General features: G+C 35.5%; 12 protein-coding genes. 7 read left to right on the top strand and 5 right to left on the bottom strand.

Annotation, left to right across the window (positions count from 1 at the left end):
- Nucleotides 1–68: 68 nt before the first annotated feature.
- Both ACM55F_RS01025 and truB read left to right on the top strand, forming a co-directional pair.
- Nucleotides 69–890: an undecaprenyl-diphosphate phosphatase gene (locus tag ACM55F_RS01025; RefSeq protein ID WP_416851823.1), complete on the top strand. Its 822-nt coding sequence runs from the start codon at nucleotides 69–71 to the stop codon at nucleotides 888–890.
- 6 nt (nucleotides 891–896) lie between these two features.
- Nucleotides 897–1,598 carry a tRNA pseudouridine(55) synthase TruB gene (gene truB, locus ACM55F_RS01020; protein ID WP_416851821.1) on the top strand — a complete coding sequence of 234 codons (702 nt, stop codon included), beginning with the start codon at nucleotides 897–899 and terminating at the stop codon, nucleotides 1,596–1,598.
- A 375-nt stretch (nucleotides 1,599–1,973) separates the two neighbouring features.
- Here the strand turns inward: truB and ACM55F_RS01015 are convergent, their stop codons facing one another.
- Complete coding sequence (locus tag ACM55F_RS01015) at nucleotides 1,974–2,573, bottom strand: thioredoxin family protein (protein WP_416851820.1); 600 nt, start codon at nucleotides 2,571–2,573, stop codon at nucleotides 1,974–1,976.
- 105 nt (nucleotides 2,574–2,678) lie between these two features.
- Between ACM55F_RS01015 and ACM55F_RS01010 the strand changes: the two genes are divergently transcribed.
- The 4 genes from ACM55F_RS01010 to ACM55F_RS00995 all read left to right on the top strand — a co-directional run bounded on the left by ACM55F_RS01010 (nucleotide 2,679) and on the right by ACM55F_RS00995 (nucleotide 7,495).
- Nucleotides 2,679–3,458, top strand: a complete 780-nt coding sequence (locus ACM55F_RS01010) for a patatin-like phospholipase family protein (protein ID WP_416851819.1) — start codon at nucleotides 2,679–2,681, stop codon at nucleotides 3,456–3,458.
- Between the two features lie 68 nt (nucleotides 3,459–3,526).
- Nucleotides 3,527–4,234 carry a UMP kinase gene (pyrH, locus tag ACM55F_RS01005; RefSeq protein WP_416851818.1) on the top strand — a complete coding sequence of 236 codons (708 nt, stop codon included), beginning with the start codon at nucleotides 3,527–3,529 and terminating at the stop codon, nucleotides 4,232–4,234.
- A gap of 82 nt (nucleotides 4,235–4,316) precedes the next feature.
- Nucleotides 4,317–4,880, top strand: a complete 564-nt coding sequence (gene frr / locus ACM55F_RS01000; protein WP_039108610.1) for a ribosome recycling factor — start codon at nucleotides 4,317–4,319, stop codon at nucleotides 4,878–4,880.
- A gap of 116 nt (nucleotides 4,881–4,996) precedes the next feature.
- Nucleotides 4,997–7,495: a DUF5686 family protein gene (locus ACM55F_RS00995; protein WP_416851817.1), complete on the top strand. Its 2,499-nt coding sequence runs from the start codon at nucleotides 4,997–4,999 to the stop codon at nucleotides 7,493–7,495.
- Here the strand turns inward: ACM55F_RS00995 and ACM55F_RS00990 are convergent.
- Both ACM55F_RS00990 and ACM55F_RS00985 read right to left on the bottom strand, forming a co-directional pair.
- Complete coding sequence (locus ACM55F_RS00990) at nucleotides 7,492–7,821, bottom strand: DMT family transporter (protein ID WP_416851815.1); 330 nt, start codon at nucleotides 7,819–7,821, stop codon at nucleotides 7,492–7,494. The two genes, ACM55F_RS00995 and ACM55F_RS00990, sit on opposite strands and share 4 nt — an antisense overlap.
- A gap of 1 nt (nucleotide 7,822) precedes the next feature.
- Nucleotides 7,823–10,093, bottom strand: coding sequence for a cation:proton antiporter domain-containing protein (locus ACM55F_RS00985; RefSeq protein WP_416851814.1), 2,271 nt, complete (start codon nucleotides 10,091–10,093; stop codon nucleotides 7,823–7,825).
- A gap of 198 nt (nucleotides 10,094–10,291) precedes the next feature.
- Between ACM55F_RS00985 and ACM55F_RS00980 the strand changes: the two genes are divergently transcribed.
- On the top strand, nucleotides 10,292–12,706 hold the full coding sequence (locus ACM55F_RS00980) for an efflux RND transporter permease subunit (RefSeq protein WP_416851813.1): 2,415 nt from the start codon (nucleotides 10,292–10,294) through the stop codon (nucleotides 12,704–12,706).
- A 300-nt stretch (nucleotides 12,707–13,006) separates the two neighbouring features.
- On the opposite strand, the gene ACM55F_RS00975 is transcribed toward ACM55F_RS00980, so the two are convergent.
- Nucleotides 13,007–15,106 carry a prolyl oligopeptidase family serine peptidase gene (locus tag ACM55F_RS00975; RefSeq protein WP_416851812.1) on the bottom strand — a complete coding sequence of 700 codons (2,100 nt, stop codon included), beginning with the start codon at nucleotides 15,104–15,106 and terminating at the stop codon, nucleotides 13,007–13,009.
- 1,188 nt (nucleotides 15,107–16,294) lie between these two features.
- Complete coding sequence (locus ACM55F_RS00970; RefSeq protein ID WP_416851811.1) at nucleotides 16,295–18,544, bottom strand: TonB-dependent receptor; 2,250 nt, start codon at nucleotides 18,542–18,544, stop codon at nucleotides 16,295–16,297.
- Nucleotides 18,545–18,665 lie beyond the last annotated feature (121 nt).

Genomic DNA, 18,665 nt, shown 5'->3' with positions numbered 1-18,665 from the left:
TAATAAGTTGCAGTATAAAGCAAACTAAATTAACTGAACACTAAAAACTGAACACTGATCACTATATAATGAATACATTACAAGCATTTTTAATTGCTGTCATTGAAGGATTAACAGAATATCTTCCGGTTTCTTCAACGGCGCACATGGTTTTTGTCAGTTCGTATTTTGGAATTCAAGAGGACGATTTCGTCAAGCTTTTTCAAGTTTCCATTCAGTTTGGAGCCATTCTGGCGGTTGTCGCTTTGTATTGGAAAAAATTTTTCGATTTCTCTTCCCGAAGTGTTGCCATCAACTTTTACCTCAAACTTATTTATGCCGTAATTCCAGCCTTGGTTTTAGGGAAATTATTTGATGATAAAATTGAAGCAGTTCTAGGAGATCCTATTCCAATTGCGATTGTATTAATTTTGGGTGGAATTATTTTGCTTTTTATTGACAGTCGTTTCCAAAATCCAACTGTTATTCAAGAAGAAGATATAACAGTTAAAAAAGCCGTAATCATTGGTTTTTGGCAATGCTTAGCGATGATGCCGGGAACAAGTCGTTCCGCCGCTTCTATAATTGGAGGAATGCAACAAGGATTAACCCGTCATGCTGCTGCGGAATTCTCTTTCTTTTTGGCGGTTCCCACAATGACGGCAGTTACCTGTTATTCCGTGTTCTTAAAAACGTATGAGTCTTCGCAAATGAAAGGCTATGAATTGATTCTAAAGTCTAACGAAAACATACAACTATTCCTAATAGGAAACATTGTGGCTTTTATTGTTGCCATTATAGCAATTAAATTCTTCATTGAAATCATTAAAAAATACGGTTTCAAACCTTGGGGATGGTACCGAATAATAGTAGGTATCTTTTTATTGATTTACTTTTCATACTTAAAATAATTTCTTTTGAAGACAGCCGAAGATTTCCAAAACGGACAAATTTTACTCATTGACAAACCCTTGAATTGGACTTCTTTTCAGGCAGTCAATAAATTGAAATGGGCTTTAATCAGCAAACTGAATCTTCCAAAAAAATTTAAGATTGGTCACGCCGGAACTTTAGATCCCTTAGCAACTGGATTACTATTAGTTTGTACAGGGAAATTTACCAAAAGAATCACCGAACTTCAGGGTCAAGCCAAAGAATATACCGGAACATTCTATATTGGAGCCACGACACCTTCGTATGATTTAGAAACTGAAATAGACCAAACTTTCCCAACGGATCATATTGACGAAACTTTAATTCGGGAAACCGTAAAACAATTTCTGGGCGAAATAGATCAAAAACCACCCATTTATTCAGCTATAAAAAAAGATGGCGTTCGCTTATACGAACATGCCAGAGCTGGGGAAACAATCGAAATTGCCACTAGAAAAACGACTATCCACGAATTTGAAATCACACGTATCGCGCTTCCTGAAGTCGATTTCAGAGTGGTTTGCAGTAAAGGAACCTATATTCGCTCTTTAGCTTACGATTTTGGAAAAGCCATGTCTTCAGGTTCTCATTTAACCGTTTTACGTAGAACAAAAATTGGAGATTATGATGTAAATGAGGCTATGGATGTGACTTTATTTGAAGAAAGTCTAACGCCTCGATTGTAATCAAAAAACAAAAACACATGACAAATACTAAATTGAATTTGCGATGTGTTTTTTCTAAAATTTAAAGTAGTTTTAATCCATACTCTTTTTTTGTCTACTTGGCTGCGCCATTGGTTTAATAATGAGTTACGTTTTTACCTCCAAACAGTAAACACGATAAATAATCATAAACCCTTTCAAATAGCTTTTTCATGACGATGTTTTTTAAAAAAATTGTGATACAATATTTAAACACCCATAAAAAAAGTAAATCAAATAGTAGACTTGGTTGGCAGCCACCAATTTACAATTTTTTCTTTAATACTCCAAAAAAATAGACCAAAAAAAACTAAATTATTTGATATAAAAAAACGTATCCCTAAATAGCGTTTTGCATTAGAGATTTTGCATTAAATTAATTATTTCTTCCTGAGTGCTCAATCCTTTATCTTTCAAATACCACAATTGCAAGTTGGTTTTTACTGTTTCATCAATTACTCCGAATTCTTTTTTATAATCATTAATTAAATAGGTAGCACCTTTGGGTCTTGGGCCCCAGCTTCCAAGAACACTTCCTGTTTCTTTCTCTACGACAATCACTATTGGAATTGATTTCTTTTTATTGGTCAAAAACAACTTCATCAATTCGTCATTTTCATCACGCATAACAATTTTCAATTCTATTTTACCGGAATCTATTGCCATTTTATTGATAATTGGCAAGAGTTGGGCTGCATCACCGCACCAACCTTCTGAAATTACTAACCAAATGTATTCACTATTTAAGTTCTTTAATTTCAAACTATTTTCATTGGTAATTTTCATCGTTTTATCCAAACGATTCATTCGGGTTTCATTTAACTCACTGTAATGTTTTAAATCTTCAGATTGTTCATTACCGGTTGATTTTCCTTCAAGTAATAAATCTGAAACTAGTTTTCTATACTCCGGATAAGAGTGACTATTAAACAATGCTTTAGCTACTGGAATTTTCATAATGAATTATTTATTTTCACAAAGTTACCATAAAATTGGAGCATAAATATGATATATGTCACTTTCAATTCCACAAAAAGAGTAATTTTATCACAAATAAAAAAGATGGATTTAAAAACAAAATCGATAGGATTAGTACTTTCCGGCGGAGGTTCTAAAGGTATAGCTCATGCTGGTGTGATTAAATTTTTAGAAGAAAAAAACATCCGTCCGTCTCAAATAGCAGGAACAAGCGCAGGTGCAATTGTTGGTGCAATGTATGCCTGGGGGAAAACTCCCGAAGAAATTCTGGAATTTTTCAAATCGATATACCTTTTTCACTGGAAGCATTTAACGTTCAAAAAAGCCGGATTAATTGATTCTGAATCTTTTAAAACTTATTTTCACAGTATTTTTAAAGATGCGTTATTAGGAGACCTAAAAATTCCTATACAAATTACAGCAACGGATATGATTAGAGGAAAACTAAAAATATTTGGCCCTGAAACAAAAATTATTGATGCCATTTTAGCTTCTTCAGCATTTCCAGGAATTTTGTCGCCATTTGAAATTAAAGGAAAATTATACAGTGACGGTGGCATATTAAACCATTTTCCAACTGATATTTTACAAGGACAATGCGATACCATAATTGGAGTTTACGTGAGTCCAATTCAAAAAATCGAAGCCAAAGATCTAAGTTCTATAAAAGCGGTAACCACCCGAGCTTTTGATATCCTTTCGGCAAATTCAAACCTGCACAAATTTAATATTTGCGACTGGGTTATAGAACCAAAGGATTTATGCCTTTACAGCACTTTTGAAACCAGCAAAGTAAAGATGGATGCAGTCTTCAACATTGGCTATGAAGCCGCAAAAAAATCCTACGAAAAACTTAATTTATAAAATTTAAGGAACGCTTTTTTTAAAAAACAGAATATGTCTATATTTGCACCAATCAACTCAATACAAAAATGAAATACAAAAGAATTCTTCTAAAACTAAGTGGCGAAGCTTTAATGGGCGACTTGCAATACGGAATTGACCCAAAAAGATTAGCTGAATATGCCGATGAAATCAAGCAAATTCATGCAAAAGGAGTAGAAATTGCTATCGTGATTGGTGGTGGAAATATTTTTAGAGGTGTTGCCGGAGCAAGTGCAGGAATGGACAGAGTACAAGGCGATTATATGGGAATGTTAGCCACTGTTATTAACGGAATGGCATTACAAGGCGCATTAGAAGACAAAGGAATGAAAACACGTTTACAGACTGCCTTAAAAATGGAGTCTATAGCTGAGCCATATATTAAAAGAAGAGCAGTTCGTCATCTTGAAAAAGGCAGAATTGTGATTTTTGGTGCAGGAACTGGAAATCCTTATTTTACAACGGATACCGCTGCCGTTTTACGTGGTGTGGAAATCAATGCCGATGTAATTCTGAAAGGAACTCGCGTTGATGGTGTATATGATTGTGATCCGGAAAAAAATGCATCAGCAATAAAATTTGATTTTATCTCCTTTGACGATGTCCTTAAAAAAGGATTGAATGTAATGGACACGACTGCATTTACATTAAGCCAAGAAAATAAATTACCAATCGTAGTTTTCGACATGAATAAAGTAGGTAATCTATTGAAAATTTGTGAAGGAGAAAATATAGGAACAGTAGTAAATATATAAATAGACAAATTAGATTGTTAGACTTTTAGATTGTCAGACAGTCTAAAGATCTAAAAAATCTAATAATCCAAAGATCTAAATTATGACTGAAGAAATTGAATTTATATTAGATAGTACCAAAGAATCTATGACCGGTTCTATTGCGCATTTAGAAAAAGAATTTTTGAACATTCGTGCAGGAAAAGCATCTCCTGCAATGCTTGGAAGCGTTTTTGTAGATTATTACGGATCTGCAACACCACTTTCTCAAGTATCAAAAATTAGTGTTCCTGATGCAAGAACGATTACTTTACAGCCTTTTGAAAAAAATATGCTACAAGTAATTGAAAAAGCAATTATGGTAGCAAACATTGGTTTTAATCCAATGAATAACGGTGATGTAATCATCATTAGCGTTCCCGCATTAACTGAGGAAAGAAGGCGCGATCTTGCCAAACAGGCCAAAGTAGAAGCCGAAGACGCAAAAGTCGGTATTCGTAATGCCAGAAAAGATGCTAATACAGATATTAAAAAATTAGAAAAAGAAGGAACATCAGAAGACATTTGCAAAAGTGCCGAAGAAGAAGTTCAAAACTTAACCAACAGTTACATCAGAAAAATAGATGAACTTCTAGTTCTAAAAGAAGCTGAAATCATGAAGGTTTAAGTTTCCCACAAATCAATATTGAAAATCCGCTTCGTCAAAATAACGAGGCGGATTTTTTATTGTTATTTTTGCCGCAACAAAATGAGATCGCACCCGTTTTGTAATAAACCCTATTTATGAAGCAATTGTGTTTGTTATTCTTTTTTTTAACGCTTTCACTACAGGCGCAATTTCAGGTAAATGGAATTGTGAAAGAATCCACAACCAACAAACCGTTGCCGTTTGCCACGATTACCACAAATAATGGCTTAAATACCATCTCTGATGTCGATGGAAAATTTAGCATTGTCTCTACAATTCCCTTTACAGCCTTTTATATTTCTTATATTGGTTTCATCAAAGCTAGGATTGCCATCGAAAAAAATAAAAATTATTATGTTGTCGTTCTTTCTCAAAAGACAGATAATTTGAATGAAGTGATGGTTCCAAGTGAAAACCCGGCTTTAGCAATTATCAGAAAGGCAATCGAAAACAAGGACAACAATAATCCCCAAAAAAAACTCCGCAGTTTTGAATTTAAATCCTATAACAAACTCATTGTAACCGCAAATCCTGATTCTATTGACGGAGGAATCGATTCTGTTTTTGTCCAAAAATCTATTGGAAAACAATTCTCAAAAATTGACTCCTCCAATTATAAATTTAAAGAAGTCATTAGTAAACAACATCTTTTTCAAACCGAAAAAGTGTCACAATATCAATTTGCTAATAATACATTAAAAGAAACCATATTAGGCACCAAAATGGCTGGTTTTAAGCAACCTGTTTATGAAATCATTGCCTTCAATTTACAGTCATTCTCTATTTACGATTCCAGTTACGAGCTTTTTGAAACCAAATACAACAGTCCCATTGCCAATGATGCGCTAAAAGATTACAACTATAAGCTCTTGGATTCACTCATCATTGACGGTAGAAACACCTACATGATTTACTTTAAAAACAAGAAAAAAAGAAAAGCATCAGGACTGAAAGGCGTGCTTTATATTGACCAAAATAATTTTGCTGTGGCCAAAGCAGTAATGCGCATAAAAGGCGTTCTTGACATTAGCGGGATTCATGATTTTAAGTACATTCCCAATGAAAAACTATGGTTTCCAACGGACAAAACTTTTAAAATTGTAAAAGGTAAAAATGATGACGATATAAAAATCCTTGGCGGAACGATTCAATTTGATGGCGATGTAGAACAAGATTTTAAAGAAAGAAAGAAAGTCGCCTCAGATTTCACTTATTTGCTTTCACACACGAATAATTTTGAAATTCAGTATAACATTCCGATACAAATTAAAAAATCGGCTATTTATATCGAAATCAAAGACGATGCAATTAACAAACCGGAACGTTTTTGGAACACCTACAGAAAAGACAGTTTAGACAGCCGAAGCAAAAAAACGTATTTGGCATTGGACAGTATTTCTTCCAAAAAACGAATTGAAAGTCGCATCCGTTTTGGACGAAAAATCATCAACGGATATTTACCCATTGGGAAATTCGATTTAGACTTACGTAAATTATTCAGTTATAATAATTACGAAGGATTTAGATTGGGAATTGGCGGAGTCACCAATGAACAATTTTCAAAAAAATTCAGAATCGAAGGATACACCGCTTATGGAACAAAGGATGGCAATTTCAAATATAATTTGGGAATGGCGACTCGGGTAGGCAAATTTTCCAATTCCTGGATTGGCGTTTCCTATACTGATGATGTTCGGGAAATTGCAAGCACCGTGTTTACAATTGATAAAAAAGCGTTCAAAATCTATGATCCAAGACCTATAAACATCAGTACATTTTACAATTATGTGAGTTGGAAAACATTTATAGAAACCAAAATTATTCCAAAAACCGAAAGCTTCTGGGAACTTTCCCGGGCCGCAATAGAACCTAAATTCAATTATATATACAACTTAAACGAGAAATTATATACGAGTTATGTTATGACAACCGCAATGGTTTCTTTGCGTTGGAATCCATTCAGCGATTACATGCAAACGCCTACGGGACGAATTGAAGTAGAAAAACGTTTCCCGAAATTCACTTTTCAATACACACAATCCCTGCCTAAGGTTATGCAAAATGATTTTGAATTCAGCAAATTAGATTTCAAAACAGAGTATGAAAAGAAATATTTAAACGGTCAAAAAACAAGTTTACTTTTCGAGGCCGGTTATGCTCTTGGTGATGTACCGCTGACGCATTTGTACAACACGTCTCCCAATAATATCACCAAAGAAACTATTATGCAGAGAATCACTTTTGCAGGAAAAAATAGTTTTGAAACAATGTTTTTCAATGAGTTTTTCTCCAGTGAATACGCCTATTTTCAATTCAAACATGGCTTTAGTCGCGTAACATTATTCAAAAAAGTAAAACCTTCCTTAGTTCTCGTTTCCAGAATGGCTTGGGGTAATTTACGTAAACCGGAACAACATGTCGGATTGGATTATAAAACGCTGAACAAAGGTTATTTCGAATCTGGAATAGAGCTAAATCAAATTTATAATGGCTTGGGATTAGGCGGATTTTACCGTTATGGCCCGAATCAACTGAGTAAATTTCAAGATAATATAGCTGTCAAAATAAGTTTCGTTCTTAATCTCGGGCTTTAATGACTCGAAACAAATTTCAAACCAATAATCGAACTGATTAAAGTGGTGATGAAGAAAATTCTCCAAAAATCAGCGGGTTCTTTAAATACAAAAATCCCAACCAGAACTGTTCCCACAGCACCTATTCCTGTCCAAACCGCATACGCTGTTCCGATAGGCAATGTTTGTGTGGCTTTGTAAAGCAATACCATACTAATAGTTAAGCAAATTAAGAATCCGCCCAACCACAATGTTGCTGTCATTCCGGAACTTTCTTTGGCTTTGCCCAAACAAGTTGCAAAACCTACTTCAAAAAGCCCCCCAATAATCAATAAAAGCCAGTTCATCTTAATGCTTTAAAATTAATACTGAAGGAACGCCACTCAACCAAACACTTCTGGAATCCACGAGTTCTTTCCAGCTTTCGAAACTAATTAACATTAAATCCTGTTTGGCTAAAAATTCTTTTTTAACTGTTTTATCCGTAACTAAACCAATGTTATTCGGATATTTTTGTTCTAGAGAATCTATAGCACTGTTCAAAACAAAATTAGTCTCTACATATCCATTTACATCCAAAATGACAATTTTTGAATTGCTGTTGTAAATTAATTTTTGAACATAATCAATCAAAAATGAATCTTCAGGACTAAATATTGGAATAAAAACCTGATTAACATTTTGCAACTCTTTATCAATCAAAATCCCTATTGGCATTTTGGTTTTAGAAATAATCTGTCTGGTCCTTTCATCAAAAGGGGAATTTTCGAACAAACCTTCTTTTCCGGTGAATTTATCAATCAATCGATCCGGATTAATTATCCTTGTGGTAAAACCAATTACTTTTCCGAGAATTGTCCCTTCAAAAATGGATTTTCCTAAACCTATCAACAACAAATCATAATCACCTTGATTCGCTACATCTGCAATTTCGGTTTCAATATCAAGGGTTGCTTTGAAAATAGTGGTGATATCTTGGTTTAATAGTTGCGATTCCTCGACAATAGGATAAAAACTATTTTTTTCTTTGTCTTCCATATTGAACGTATGTACCTCATCACTTAATGACAAATGCATCACCGTAATGCTGGATTTTGCTTTTTGTTTCTTTATAAAACTGTTAGCCAATCGCAATAAGGATTTCCCTTTTTCATTGTTCCCAAACGAAATTAAAATTCGGTATTTATTATGGTTTGTTTGTTCTAAAATTTCAACACCATCTTTAGTTTTAAAGATATAATTGATTAAATCCAATGCTGGTCCAGTCATAAAAGTAGTCACTAATGCCATGATAACCATCATTGTAAAAACTTCAGGAGTCAAAACTTTAAGCTCCAACCCGATATTCAATACAATCAACTCCATTAAACCACGCGTGTTCATCAAAGCACCAATAGTCAAACTGTCTCGCCAACTCTGACCTACAAATTTAGCAGCCAATGCACTTCCTAAAAATTTTCCCACCACGGCTACCAAAATAATAAAACCGGTAACCTTCCATAAATAGGGATCATTGATAAGGCCAATTTCAGTTTTCAAACCAGTAAACACAAAAAACAAAGGCAGTAAAAGAATCAATGCAACATCTTCCACTTTTTCTATGAATATCGTTCTGAATTTTGGAACATCAGGCATAATAGCTCCAGCCATAAAAGCACCAAAAAGCGCATGAATACCAATCACTTCAGTAGCATAAGACGAAAGTATAAGTACCAGAAAAAAGATTGCCACTACAGGTTTTACTATACTGTCTTTAGAACCATATAAATCCCCTATCCTTTTCAAAAATGGTTTTACAATAAAAATCATGGCCGCAACATAAATTATAGCCAGCATAATAATGTATAACGAACTAACAAAAGTTCCCGCTTTTACAATTGCGATTACTACAGCCAGAATACACCAGGCGGTAATATCATCGGCGGCGGCACATGTAATAACAATTGCTCCAAGTTTGGTTTTATGAATCCCTCTTTCCTGAACGATTCTTGCCAAAACAGGAAATGCGGTTATACTCAGGGCAATTCCCATAAACAAACTGAAAGCAAGGAATTTCACTCCTTCGGGAGCAAAACGGTTGTAAACAAAATAGGCCAGTCCAATCCCGAGTGCAAATGGAATGACAATGCTCGCATGACTAATCACAACCGCTTCATTGGCTTTGTTTTTCAATACTTTCATATCGAGTTCCATTCCTATGACGAACATAAAAAGAATCAATCCTATTTGACTTAAAAATTTTAAGTTTCCTAACGATTCGACTGGAAATAAAGCACTTGAAAATTCCGGAAAATACATTCCTAATAAAGAGGGTCCAAGAACAATCCCTGCAATGATTTCTCCTATAACTGATGGCTGTCCGATTTTTTTAAAAACCCACCCAAAAAAACGAGCCACAAGGATTATCGTAATAATTTGTGCCAAAAGAATAGCCAATGGATCCTGAAAATTGTGTTGCATAGAAGCTATGAAATCATTCCACGAACCATTTCCACTTACAGGCATTACAATCGTTTCACTTGCCTCTAAGTTTTTTCCTTTACTAATAATCCAATATATTAATGCGGTGAAACCACCTGTTACAACTAAATAAAATATTGTGTTTTTATAATTCTTCATATGTATTTTTATGTGGACTTTCTCGTGTTTAAAGAAACAAAGATGAGAAATTCAAATGTATAATTTATATCCCATAAAATTAATATATTGTAAAATAAAAAACCTCTGGAATTAACCTCATAACACACCAAAAAGTTTTATTTAAAACAAATGATTTATAGCGGTTTTGACTACCTTTACCGCCGTTAAATATGAATTATGATTAAGTGGTTTAGTTTAGGATTTTGGGAATTAATAGCTCGAGTTGTCCTTAGAAATAGAATTTTAATGTTATCCATTATTGTAGCGATAACAGCTCTTTTAGCGATGCAATGGAAGAATATCCATTTCACTTTCACCGAAGCTAACTTATTACCGGACGACAATATTGTAAATATAGAATACAATGCCTTTTTGAATAAATTTGGTGAAGAAGGAAATTTAGTCATCTTAGGCGTAAAAGACAATGCCATTTTTACTCCAAAAGCCTATACTTCTTGGAGTAAACTGATGAACAGCCTCAAAGGAGACAAAGCGGTTGATTTAGTTATTTCCTTAAACGACTTAAAGAAATTACAGAAAAACGATTCGCTGGAAACCTTCGAATTGGTTCCTTTTGTTAACCAAAGCAAAACCGTTGACAAAGCCTATCTCCAAAAAATAAAGACAGCACTTTTTAATGATTTGCCTTTTTACGAAGGTTTACTTTTCAATAAAAGATCCGGGAGTATTCGTTCCGCAGTTTATCTGGATAAAAAAATTGTAAACACCGCTGCACGAAAAGAATTTATTCTTGGCAAGTTAGTTCCCGCAGTAGAAACATTCGAAAAAGAAACCGGAATTGACCTTCGTGTCTCGGGAATGCCATACATCAGGACACTTAATGCACAAACGATACTTAACGAAATAGGAATTTTCATTGGAGCCTCATTATTGGTAACCTCATTGCTTTTCTTTTTCTTTTTCAGAAGTTTTAGAGCAACCTTAATTTCAATGATTATTGTAATCATTGGTGTGATGTGGTCTTTTGGTTTTTTAGGATTGCTAAATTATGAAATCACGGTTTTAACCGCTTTAGTTCCTTCTTTAATAATCGTTATCGGGATTCCGAATTGTATTTTCCTAACCAATAAATACCATCAGGAGTACAAAGTCCATCGAAATAAAGTCAAAGCTTTACAGCGTGTCACCACCAAAGTGGGAATGGCAACACTAATGACAAACCTTACCACGGCCATAGGTTTTGCCACATTTATCGCTTCCAATAATCAATTATTATTAGAGTTTGGGGTCGTGACTTCTATCAATATCATGGCACTTTTCTTTTTGTGCATTATTGTTATCCCTATTTTTCACAGTTATATTCCACCGCCAAAAGACAGACATATTGAGCATTTAGATCGAAATTACGTTAAGGTTTTTATGGCCTGGATTCTGAGAAACGTAAAATACAATCGGTTTTCGATATATGTGGTTGCAGTTATACTTTTGGTAATTAGCATTATTGGCATTTACAAAATGCGTATTTCGGGCAGTTTAATTGAAGACATGCCTAAAAAAGAGGCGTTTTTTGAAGATATTGTTTTCTTCGAAAAAGAATTTGATGGCGTTATGCCGCTAGAAATCATGATTGATACCAAACGCAAAAAAGGAGTCATGAAATTGTCTACGCTCAAGCGAATGGAAGAACTCGAGGAAACCATTGACGAAATTCCGGAACTGTCAAAACCCATTTCGATTGTCAATTTAGTTAAATATTCCAAGCAAGCCTATTATAATGGAAATCCGGAATATTATGAACTGCCAACGTCACAAGAACAGTCATTTATTTTGTCGTATGCCAAAAATGCCACTAAAAATTCCAAAGACAATTTGATGAAAAGCTACGTGGATTCGACAGGACAATATGCACGAATTACCACTTTTATGCGCGATGAAAGCGGAGACAATATTGCCAAAATTGAAGCTGAAATTCGCAAAAAAGCCGATAAAATTTTCCCGTCAGACCAATATAAGGTAACCATTACAGGAAAAGCACTAGTCTTCCAAAAAGGAACCGGTTACCTACTGGACAATTTACTTTCCTCTTTGATTTTTGCCTTTTTCCTGACGGCGCTTTTGGTCGCTTTTATGTTCCGTTCCTTCAAAATGGTATTGGTTTCCATCATCCCTAATCTATTGCCATTAATGTTAACCGCAGGAATTATGGGCTTTCTGGACATTCCGCTGAAACCGTCAACGATATTGGTTTTCGGTATCGCATTTGGGCTTTCGGTGGATGACACCGTCCGATTCTTGTCACAATACCGCGAGGAATTAAATAAAAATAATTGGAAAATACGCAAATCCGTTTACGCCACATTTACGGATGCCGGCTTGAGTATGTTCTATACTTCCATCGTATTATTCTTTGGATTTTCGGTATTTATGCTGTCCAGTTTTGGCGGAACAATCGCACTTGGCGGATTGATTTCGTTGACTTTATTGTTCGGAATGCTTTCAAATTTGATGTTGCTTCCAGCTTTGGTGTTGACCTTGAATAAAACACTGGCAAACGAACAGGATTTCATCGAGCCAAAAATTGACATCATTGAACCCAGTGATGAGGAGATTGATGCTTTGAAGAAAAAATAGTCTTTTTTTGGAGCTTTTTCCCGCTATCCGCTACAATCTTTATATTTTTTAAAGAAAAAACATAAAGGATTTTCACTGCTATCGGGGCTAAGGAACTAGATAAATTATTTAATTCTTTTACAAGGTTCAAAAACCCGTTACAGGACAAACATCAAAATTTTTAAGAAAAAGACCAAATATTTCCATTAGGTTAGCCCCGATTGCAGGCGATATCCTTTTTTGAGGCGATTTTTTCTTCGCCTCAAAAAAGATAAAGCCGGAAAGCGGGAAATAGCTTCCAAAATAAATTCAGAACAGGTCTTAATTATTTAACTTCTGCAATACGTTTACCCCCATATTATACAAAGTAAATGCTTGGATATCTACATTTTCCTGAATGGTTGCCGCCACGGATTTTCCTGCACCGTGTCCTGCATTGATATCAATTCGGATTAGGGTTGGGTTTGTTCCAGTCTGTTTTTCTTGCAATTCGGCAGCAAATTTAAAACTGTGCGCCGGCACTACTCTATCATCGTGATCGCCCGTAGTGACCATCGTGGCCGGATATTGAATCCCATTTTTTATATTGTGTACGGGAGAATAGCCCTTGATGTAGTCAAACATTTCCTTACTGTCTTGTGCCGTTCCGTAATCATACGCCCAACCTGCACCTGAGGTAAAAGTATGGTAGCGCAACATGTCCATCACGCCTACGGCCGGTAAAGCGACTTTCATCAAGTCCGGACGTTGGTTCATGGTAGCACCCACGAGCAATCCGCCGTTTGACCCGCCACGAATGGCAAGAAATGGTGGAGACGTGTAGTTACCGGCAATCAGGTATTCTGCCGCTGCGATGAAATCATCAAAGACATTTTGTTTTTGCATTTTGGTTCCGGCATCGTGCCATTTTTTTCCGTATTCTCCACCGCCACGTAAATTTGGCACGGCCAAAATGCCTCCGTTTTCCATCCAAACGGCATTGGCAATACTGAAACTTGGCGTCAAGCTTACGTTAAATCCACCGTACCCATACAACATCGTTGGATTTGTACCGTCGAGTTTCAATCCTTTTTTGTGGGTGATTAGCATCGGAATTTTGGTTCCGTCTTTGGAAGTGTAGAACACTTGTTTGGACTCATATTCTTCGCTGTTGAAATCTACTTTTGGTTTTTCATATACGGCTGAAGTTCCTGATTTTGGTTCAAATGAGAAGATAGAACCCGGAGTAATATAGTTCGTGAACGAATAATAGAGTGTTTTTTCTTTTTTCTTTCCACCAAAACCACCGGCAGTTCCTACGCCCGGCAATTGAATTTCACGAACCAATTTTCCAGAATAATCGTATTGTTTCACCACCGAAACGGCATCTTTCATATAATTGGCAAAGAAATAACCGCCGCCAGTTGTTGGAGTTAAAACATTCTCGGTTTCGGGAATGAAATCTTTCCAGTTTTCGGGTTTTGGGTTGTTAAAATCCACGGTAACGATGCGTTTGTTGGGCGCATTCAAGTCGGTTTCAATGAATAATTTCCCACCTTCGTTGTCAATAATGTTGTTGTCGCTCTTGAAATTATCCACAATGGTCAAAATAGGACTATTGGGCTTGGTCAAGTCTTGAATATACAATTCATTTCCATACGTAGAAGTTGATGCTGTAATGACCAAATAATGATCGTCCTCCGTAACGCCCCCACCTACATAACGTCGTTTTTGGTCTGCGCCAAAAATTACTTTATCTTCTTTTTGTGGTGTTCCTAGCTTGTGGAAATACAGTTTGTGTTGGTCCGTTTTTGCCGATAATTCGCTTCCTTTTGGTTTGTCATAACTAGAATAATAGAATCCTTCGTTTCCTCTCCAAGATACACCGCTGAATTTTACATCAACAAGAGTGTCTTCTATAATTTTTTGGGTGATGGCATCCATGATAATGACTTTTCTCCAGTCACTTCCGCCTTCTGAAATGGCATACGCAACTTTCGAACCGTCTTTGGAAAAATCCAGTCCGCCAAGAGAAGTGGTTCCGTCTTTAGAAAATGTATTTGGATCCAGGAAAACAGTTTCGTTTCCTTTGGCATCTTTTCTGTACAACACCGATTGGTTTTGCAAGCCGTTATTTTTGTAGTAATAGGTGAAATTTCCCTCGATAAAAGGCGCACCTATTTTCTCATAATTCCACAGTTTTTCCATCCTTACTTTTAACGCATCCCGAAACGGGATTTGGTCTAAATAATCATAGGTCACTTTGTTTTGGGCTTTTACCCAAGCACCCGTTTCAACAGATTTGTCGTCTTCGAGCCAGCGGTAAGGATCGGCAACTTCAGTATCGAAATACACATCGACTGTTTTTCCTTTATTAGTAGTTGGATATTTTATGGGATTTTGGTTTTGACCAAAGGTTGCTATTGTAGTAGATGCGACCATTATTAAAAAAGTTTTTTTTATTAAATTCTGATTTAAATCGTTACAAAAATAGACAAATAGTTGCTGTTCCTTATTTAAGTAACTGTTTCAAATTAAATCATCCTATTTTTCTTGTTCTTTCGCCCTTTTTCGGCGTTAAAAAACCTTTCAATAGCGGTGCTATTCAAAGGTTTTTTGCCTTGAAAAAGAACAAAATAACGTCGCCAAATTTGGACGCTTATTTCAAAACAGCTACTAAGGAATTCTTAAAAAAGAGTTAGTTGTACCAATGCTGTTTTTATTACAGTTATGTGAATGTCGCAAATTAAAATCAATTCAATTGCGAACTCAGTGCGTTCGCAATTGAATAATTAAATCATTTCTTATATGTTGAGAAATATAAACCATGTAAGAAATATAAGTTCATTTAAGTTAAAACCAAAAAACGCTACCCTGAAGAGTAACGGTTTGATTATAATAGACTTGCCGCGAATTTAAAGAAAGTTGGGTACTTTGACACATAGTTGCTAACTCAGAAAAGCGTTGTCAACCGTAAGCAGATGAAATAGGTTCGCTAAAGCGAAATATAAAAAACAGATTTCCCACAACACTAATCTGCTGAATCTGCAAAATCTGCGTGAAAATTTTTTAGCACGCAGATTCCGCAGATTTTATAGTGCCGTAGTCCTATTTCGAATTCTTAATCCCAACCATTTGAAAAGAGTTAGATAGAATTTCACTAATTCAAAACGAATTTTCATTTGGATTACAAGTATCAAAATGAAACATTTAGTATTAAACTTAAACGAATTTCAAAACCAATCCAATTGTGCCCACAGTGCGGTCATAATTCAAATAATAAAATCAATTCTTAAATGGACTTATATCTCTTATATGTTGAAAACCACAAACCATGTAAGAGATATAAGTTCATTTAAATTAAAGCCAAAAACGCTAGTCTTTCATTTGGATTACAAGTATCAAAAATGAAATATTTAGGACTAAACTTTAACAAATTTCAAAACCAATCCAATTGTGTCTACACTGCGGACATAATTCAAATAATAAAATCAATTCTTAAATGGACTTATATCTCTTATATGTTGAGAAAAACAAACCATGTAAGCAATATAAGTTCATTTAAGTTAAAGCCAAAAACGCTATTCTTTCGAATAGCGTTTTTTATGTTTTTTTGCTTACGCAACAGCGTTACAAAATAAAATTCACCCCAAAAATAATGTTTCTTCCTATGTTAGGAATCCCATCAATTTTTAGACGGGAAAGATGCGCAATGTATCTTTTATCGAATAAATTATTCCCATTCAGGCTGATATCAAAAGCCGTTTTACCCAGTTTTACTTTTCCTCCAAAACCTAGATTCACTAATGAATAGCCATTGGATTCTATTTCAAAACCACTCACGTTATTTTGACCGAAAGTAGTAGAAACATTCAAAGCGGCAAAACCGTCATCAAACCAGTTTTTGATTTTGAACTCTGTTCTAATAGTATTATTCCAATTGTTAGCCGGAATTAACGGCAAATAGTCCCCATTTTGTTTCTTCCCGGTTACAGTTTCAAAACTCGTTTCATAATGCAACCAATCCAAAGGATGCGGATGAAAATGCAGTCCGATTTCTCCTCCATATAACTTGGCGTTATTCTGAATATAATCAAAAACAGCATTTTCATCGATTACCATACCCGTTGGCGAGGTGTAAATATAATTGTTGATATGGTTGTAAAATCCGTTCACAAAAAACTCGAAATGATCCGTTCTGTATTCTAAATTCAAATCGGTTTGTACATTTTGCTCGGTTTCCAAATCACTGTTTCCCACTTCATAACGATTCGTTCCTTCGTGAACACCATTGGACGTTAATTCGGCGAGGTTTGGCGCTCTAAATCCAGAAGCGAGATTCAGTCGCAATGTCAAATCATCAACGAGATTGGTTTTGTAACCCAAAGAAGCATTGAAACTATCGTATGATTTTTCGATAGCTTCAAATGAACCTTCCTCACCGGGAGTACCATAGGCTTGGGTAGTAATTTTTCGATTGTCAAAACGCAAACCGGCTTGAAGTACATTCGTTTTCCATTCGTAATTAGCGGTACCAAAAAAACCAAAATCATTTGTAATTGCATCTGGAATTAAATATTCCTCTCCTGAGTTGGTGTTCGTTTGGTGCATTCCCTGAATTCCAAAAATAGTTTCTACTTTGCCAATCGTTGGCAAATGGTATTTTGCATCGTAATTGAATGTTTTCAATTTCATGTGCAAAATCGCAACATCACTATCTTCAAACTCACTTCGATCATTAGCAACATAACCCAAATCGACATCCAGTTTTGATTTCTGGAAAAAGAAAACGTTGTTCAAACTTAACAAATGATTAAAAACGCCCTGTTTTGGAAATCCTGTTTTCTTACTCGTAGTTTGTTCCGCTCCCGACGCTTCGGGACCATCTTCCGGAATTCCTAAGTCGAGCTCGTTGTAATTGTAACGCAGTACACTTGAAAATTTGGCATTGTTGAACCCAATTCCTGTTTTGAAGTCCGTTTCATTGTAACGTGTATTACTTACTCGTTCGCCGTCTGCACCCGAGGTCGAAGACCGAACTGGCAAAGCAATTTTATAATCGGAATGCATATTGTAACTTCCTCTAGCAAGAAATTTCCAGTTATCAGTAGATGTTTTCAATCCCAAAGAGGAATTACTTCCCAGGGTATTAGAAAATAATTTTTGACTGAAATTAGCTTTGAATGTATTGACATCTGCAAATTTTTCGGGATTAAAATACAAAACACCACCCAAAGCATCCGAACCATACAATAAAGAAGCTGGGCCTTTTATTACCTCAACACTTTCTATTCCTGAGTCATTTAATCCTAATCCGTGTTCGTCACCAAACTGTTGGTTTTCCATTCGAACACCTTGCGAATACACCAAAACCCGATTCCCGCTCAATCCACGAATTACGGGTTTCCCAATAGAAGTTCCTGTAGAAACCTGTGAAACACCTGGGATGGTAGCCAGTCCTTCTATCAAGGTGGCGGTTCCTTTTCGTTGCATCTCTTTGATGCTTTCGTGTTCGACTTTCATCACGTTTTGCGATTGTATTTTATTGAAAGCCGTGGAAACAATCACTTCATCCATCTCAAATATTGTTTCTTCGAGGATTACATCTAGTGTGTTTTCTTTTTGTAAACTGCTTATGGTTTTATTCTGTGTTCCAAATCCTATAAATGTAAAGGTGAGTTTTAATTTTCCGTTAGGGAGATTGGTAAATGTGAATTTTCCATTCTCATCAGTTGTTGTTCCTTTATGCAATTCTGTTGCATATACTGAAACGCCTTTTATGGGTTGGTTTATCTTATTGGTTACGGTCCCCGATATTAAATTTTGCGCTTGGAGCATAGCAGAAAACCCCAAGAATAGGGCTATAATAAATTTTTTCATTGAAAATGATTGTGTTATTCCTCACCCCAACCCTCTCCAAAGGAGAGGGAGACGAGTCCGAAATTATTTAGTAAATAAAATAGAAATGATACCTGCTGAAAAAAATCAACAGAAGCTGAAA

This window comes from Flavobacterium melibiosi (assembly GCF_048158545.1).
Lineage (GTDB): Bacteria > Bacteroidota > Bacteroidia > Flavobacteriales > Flavobacteriaceae > Flavobacterium > Flavobacterium melibiosi.
This window is presented reverse-complemented; position numbering and strand designations above follow the sequence as displayed.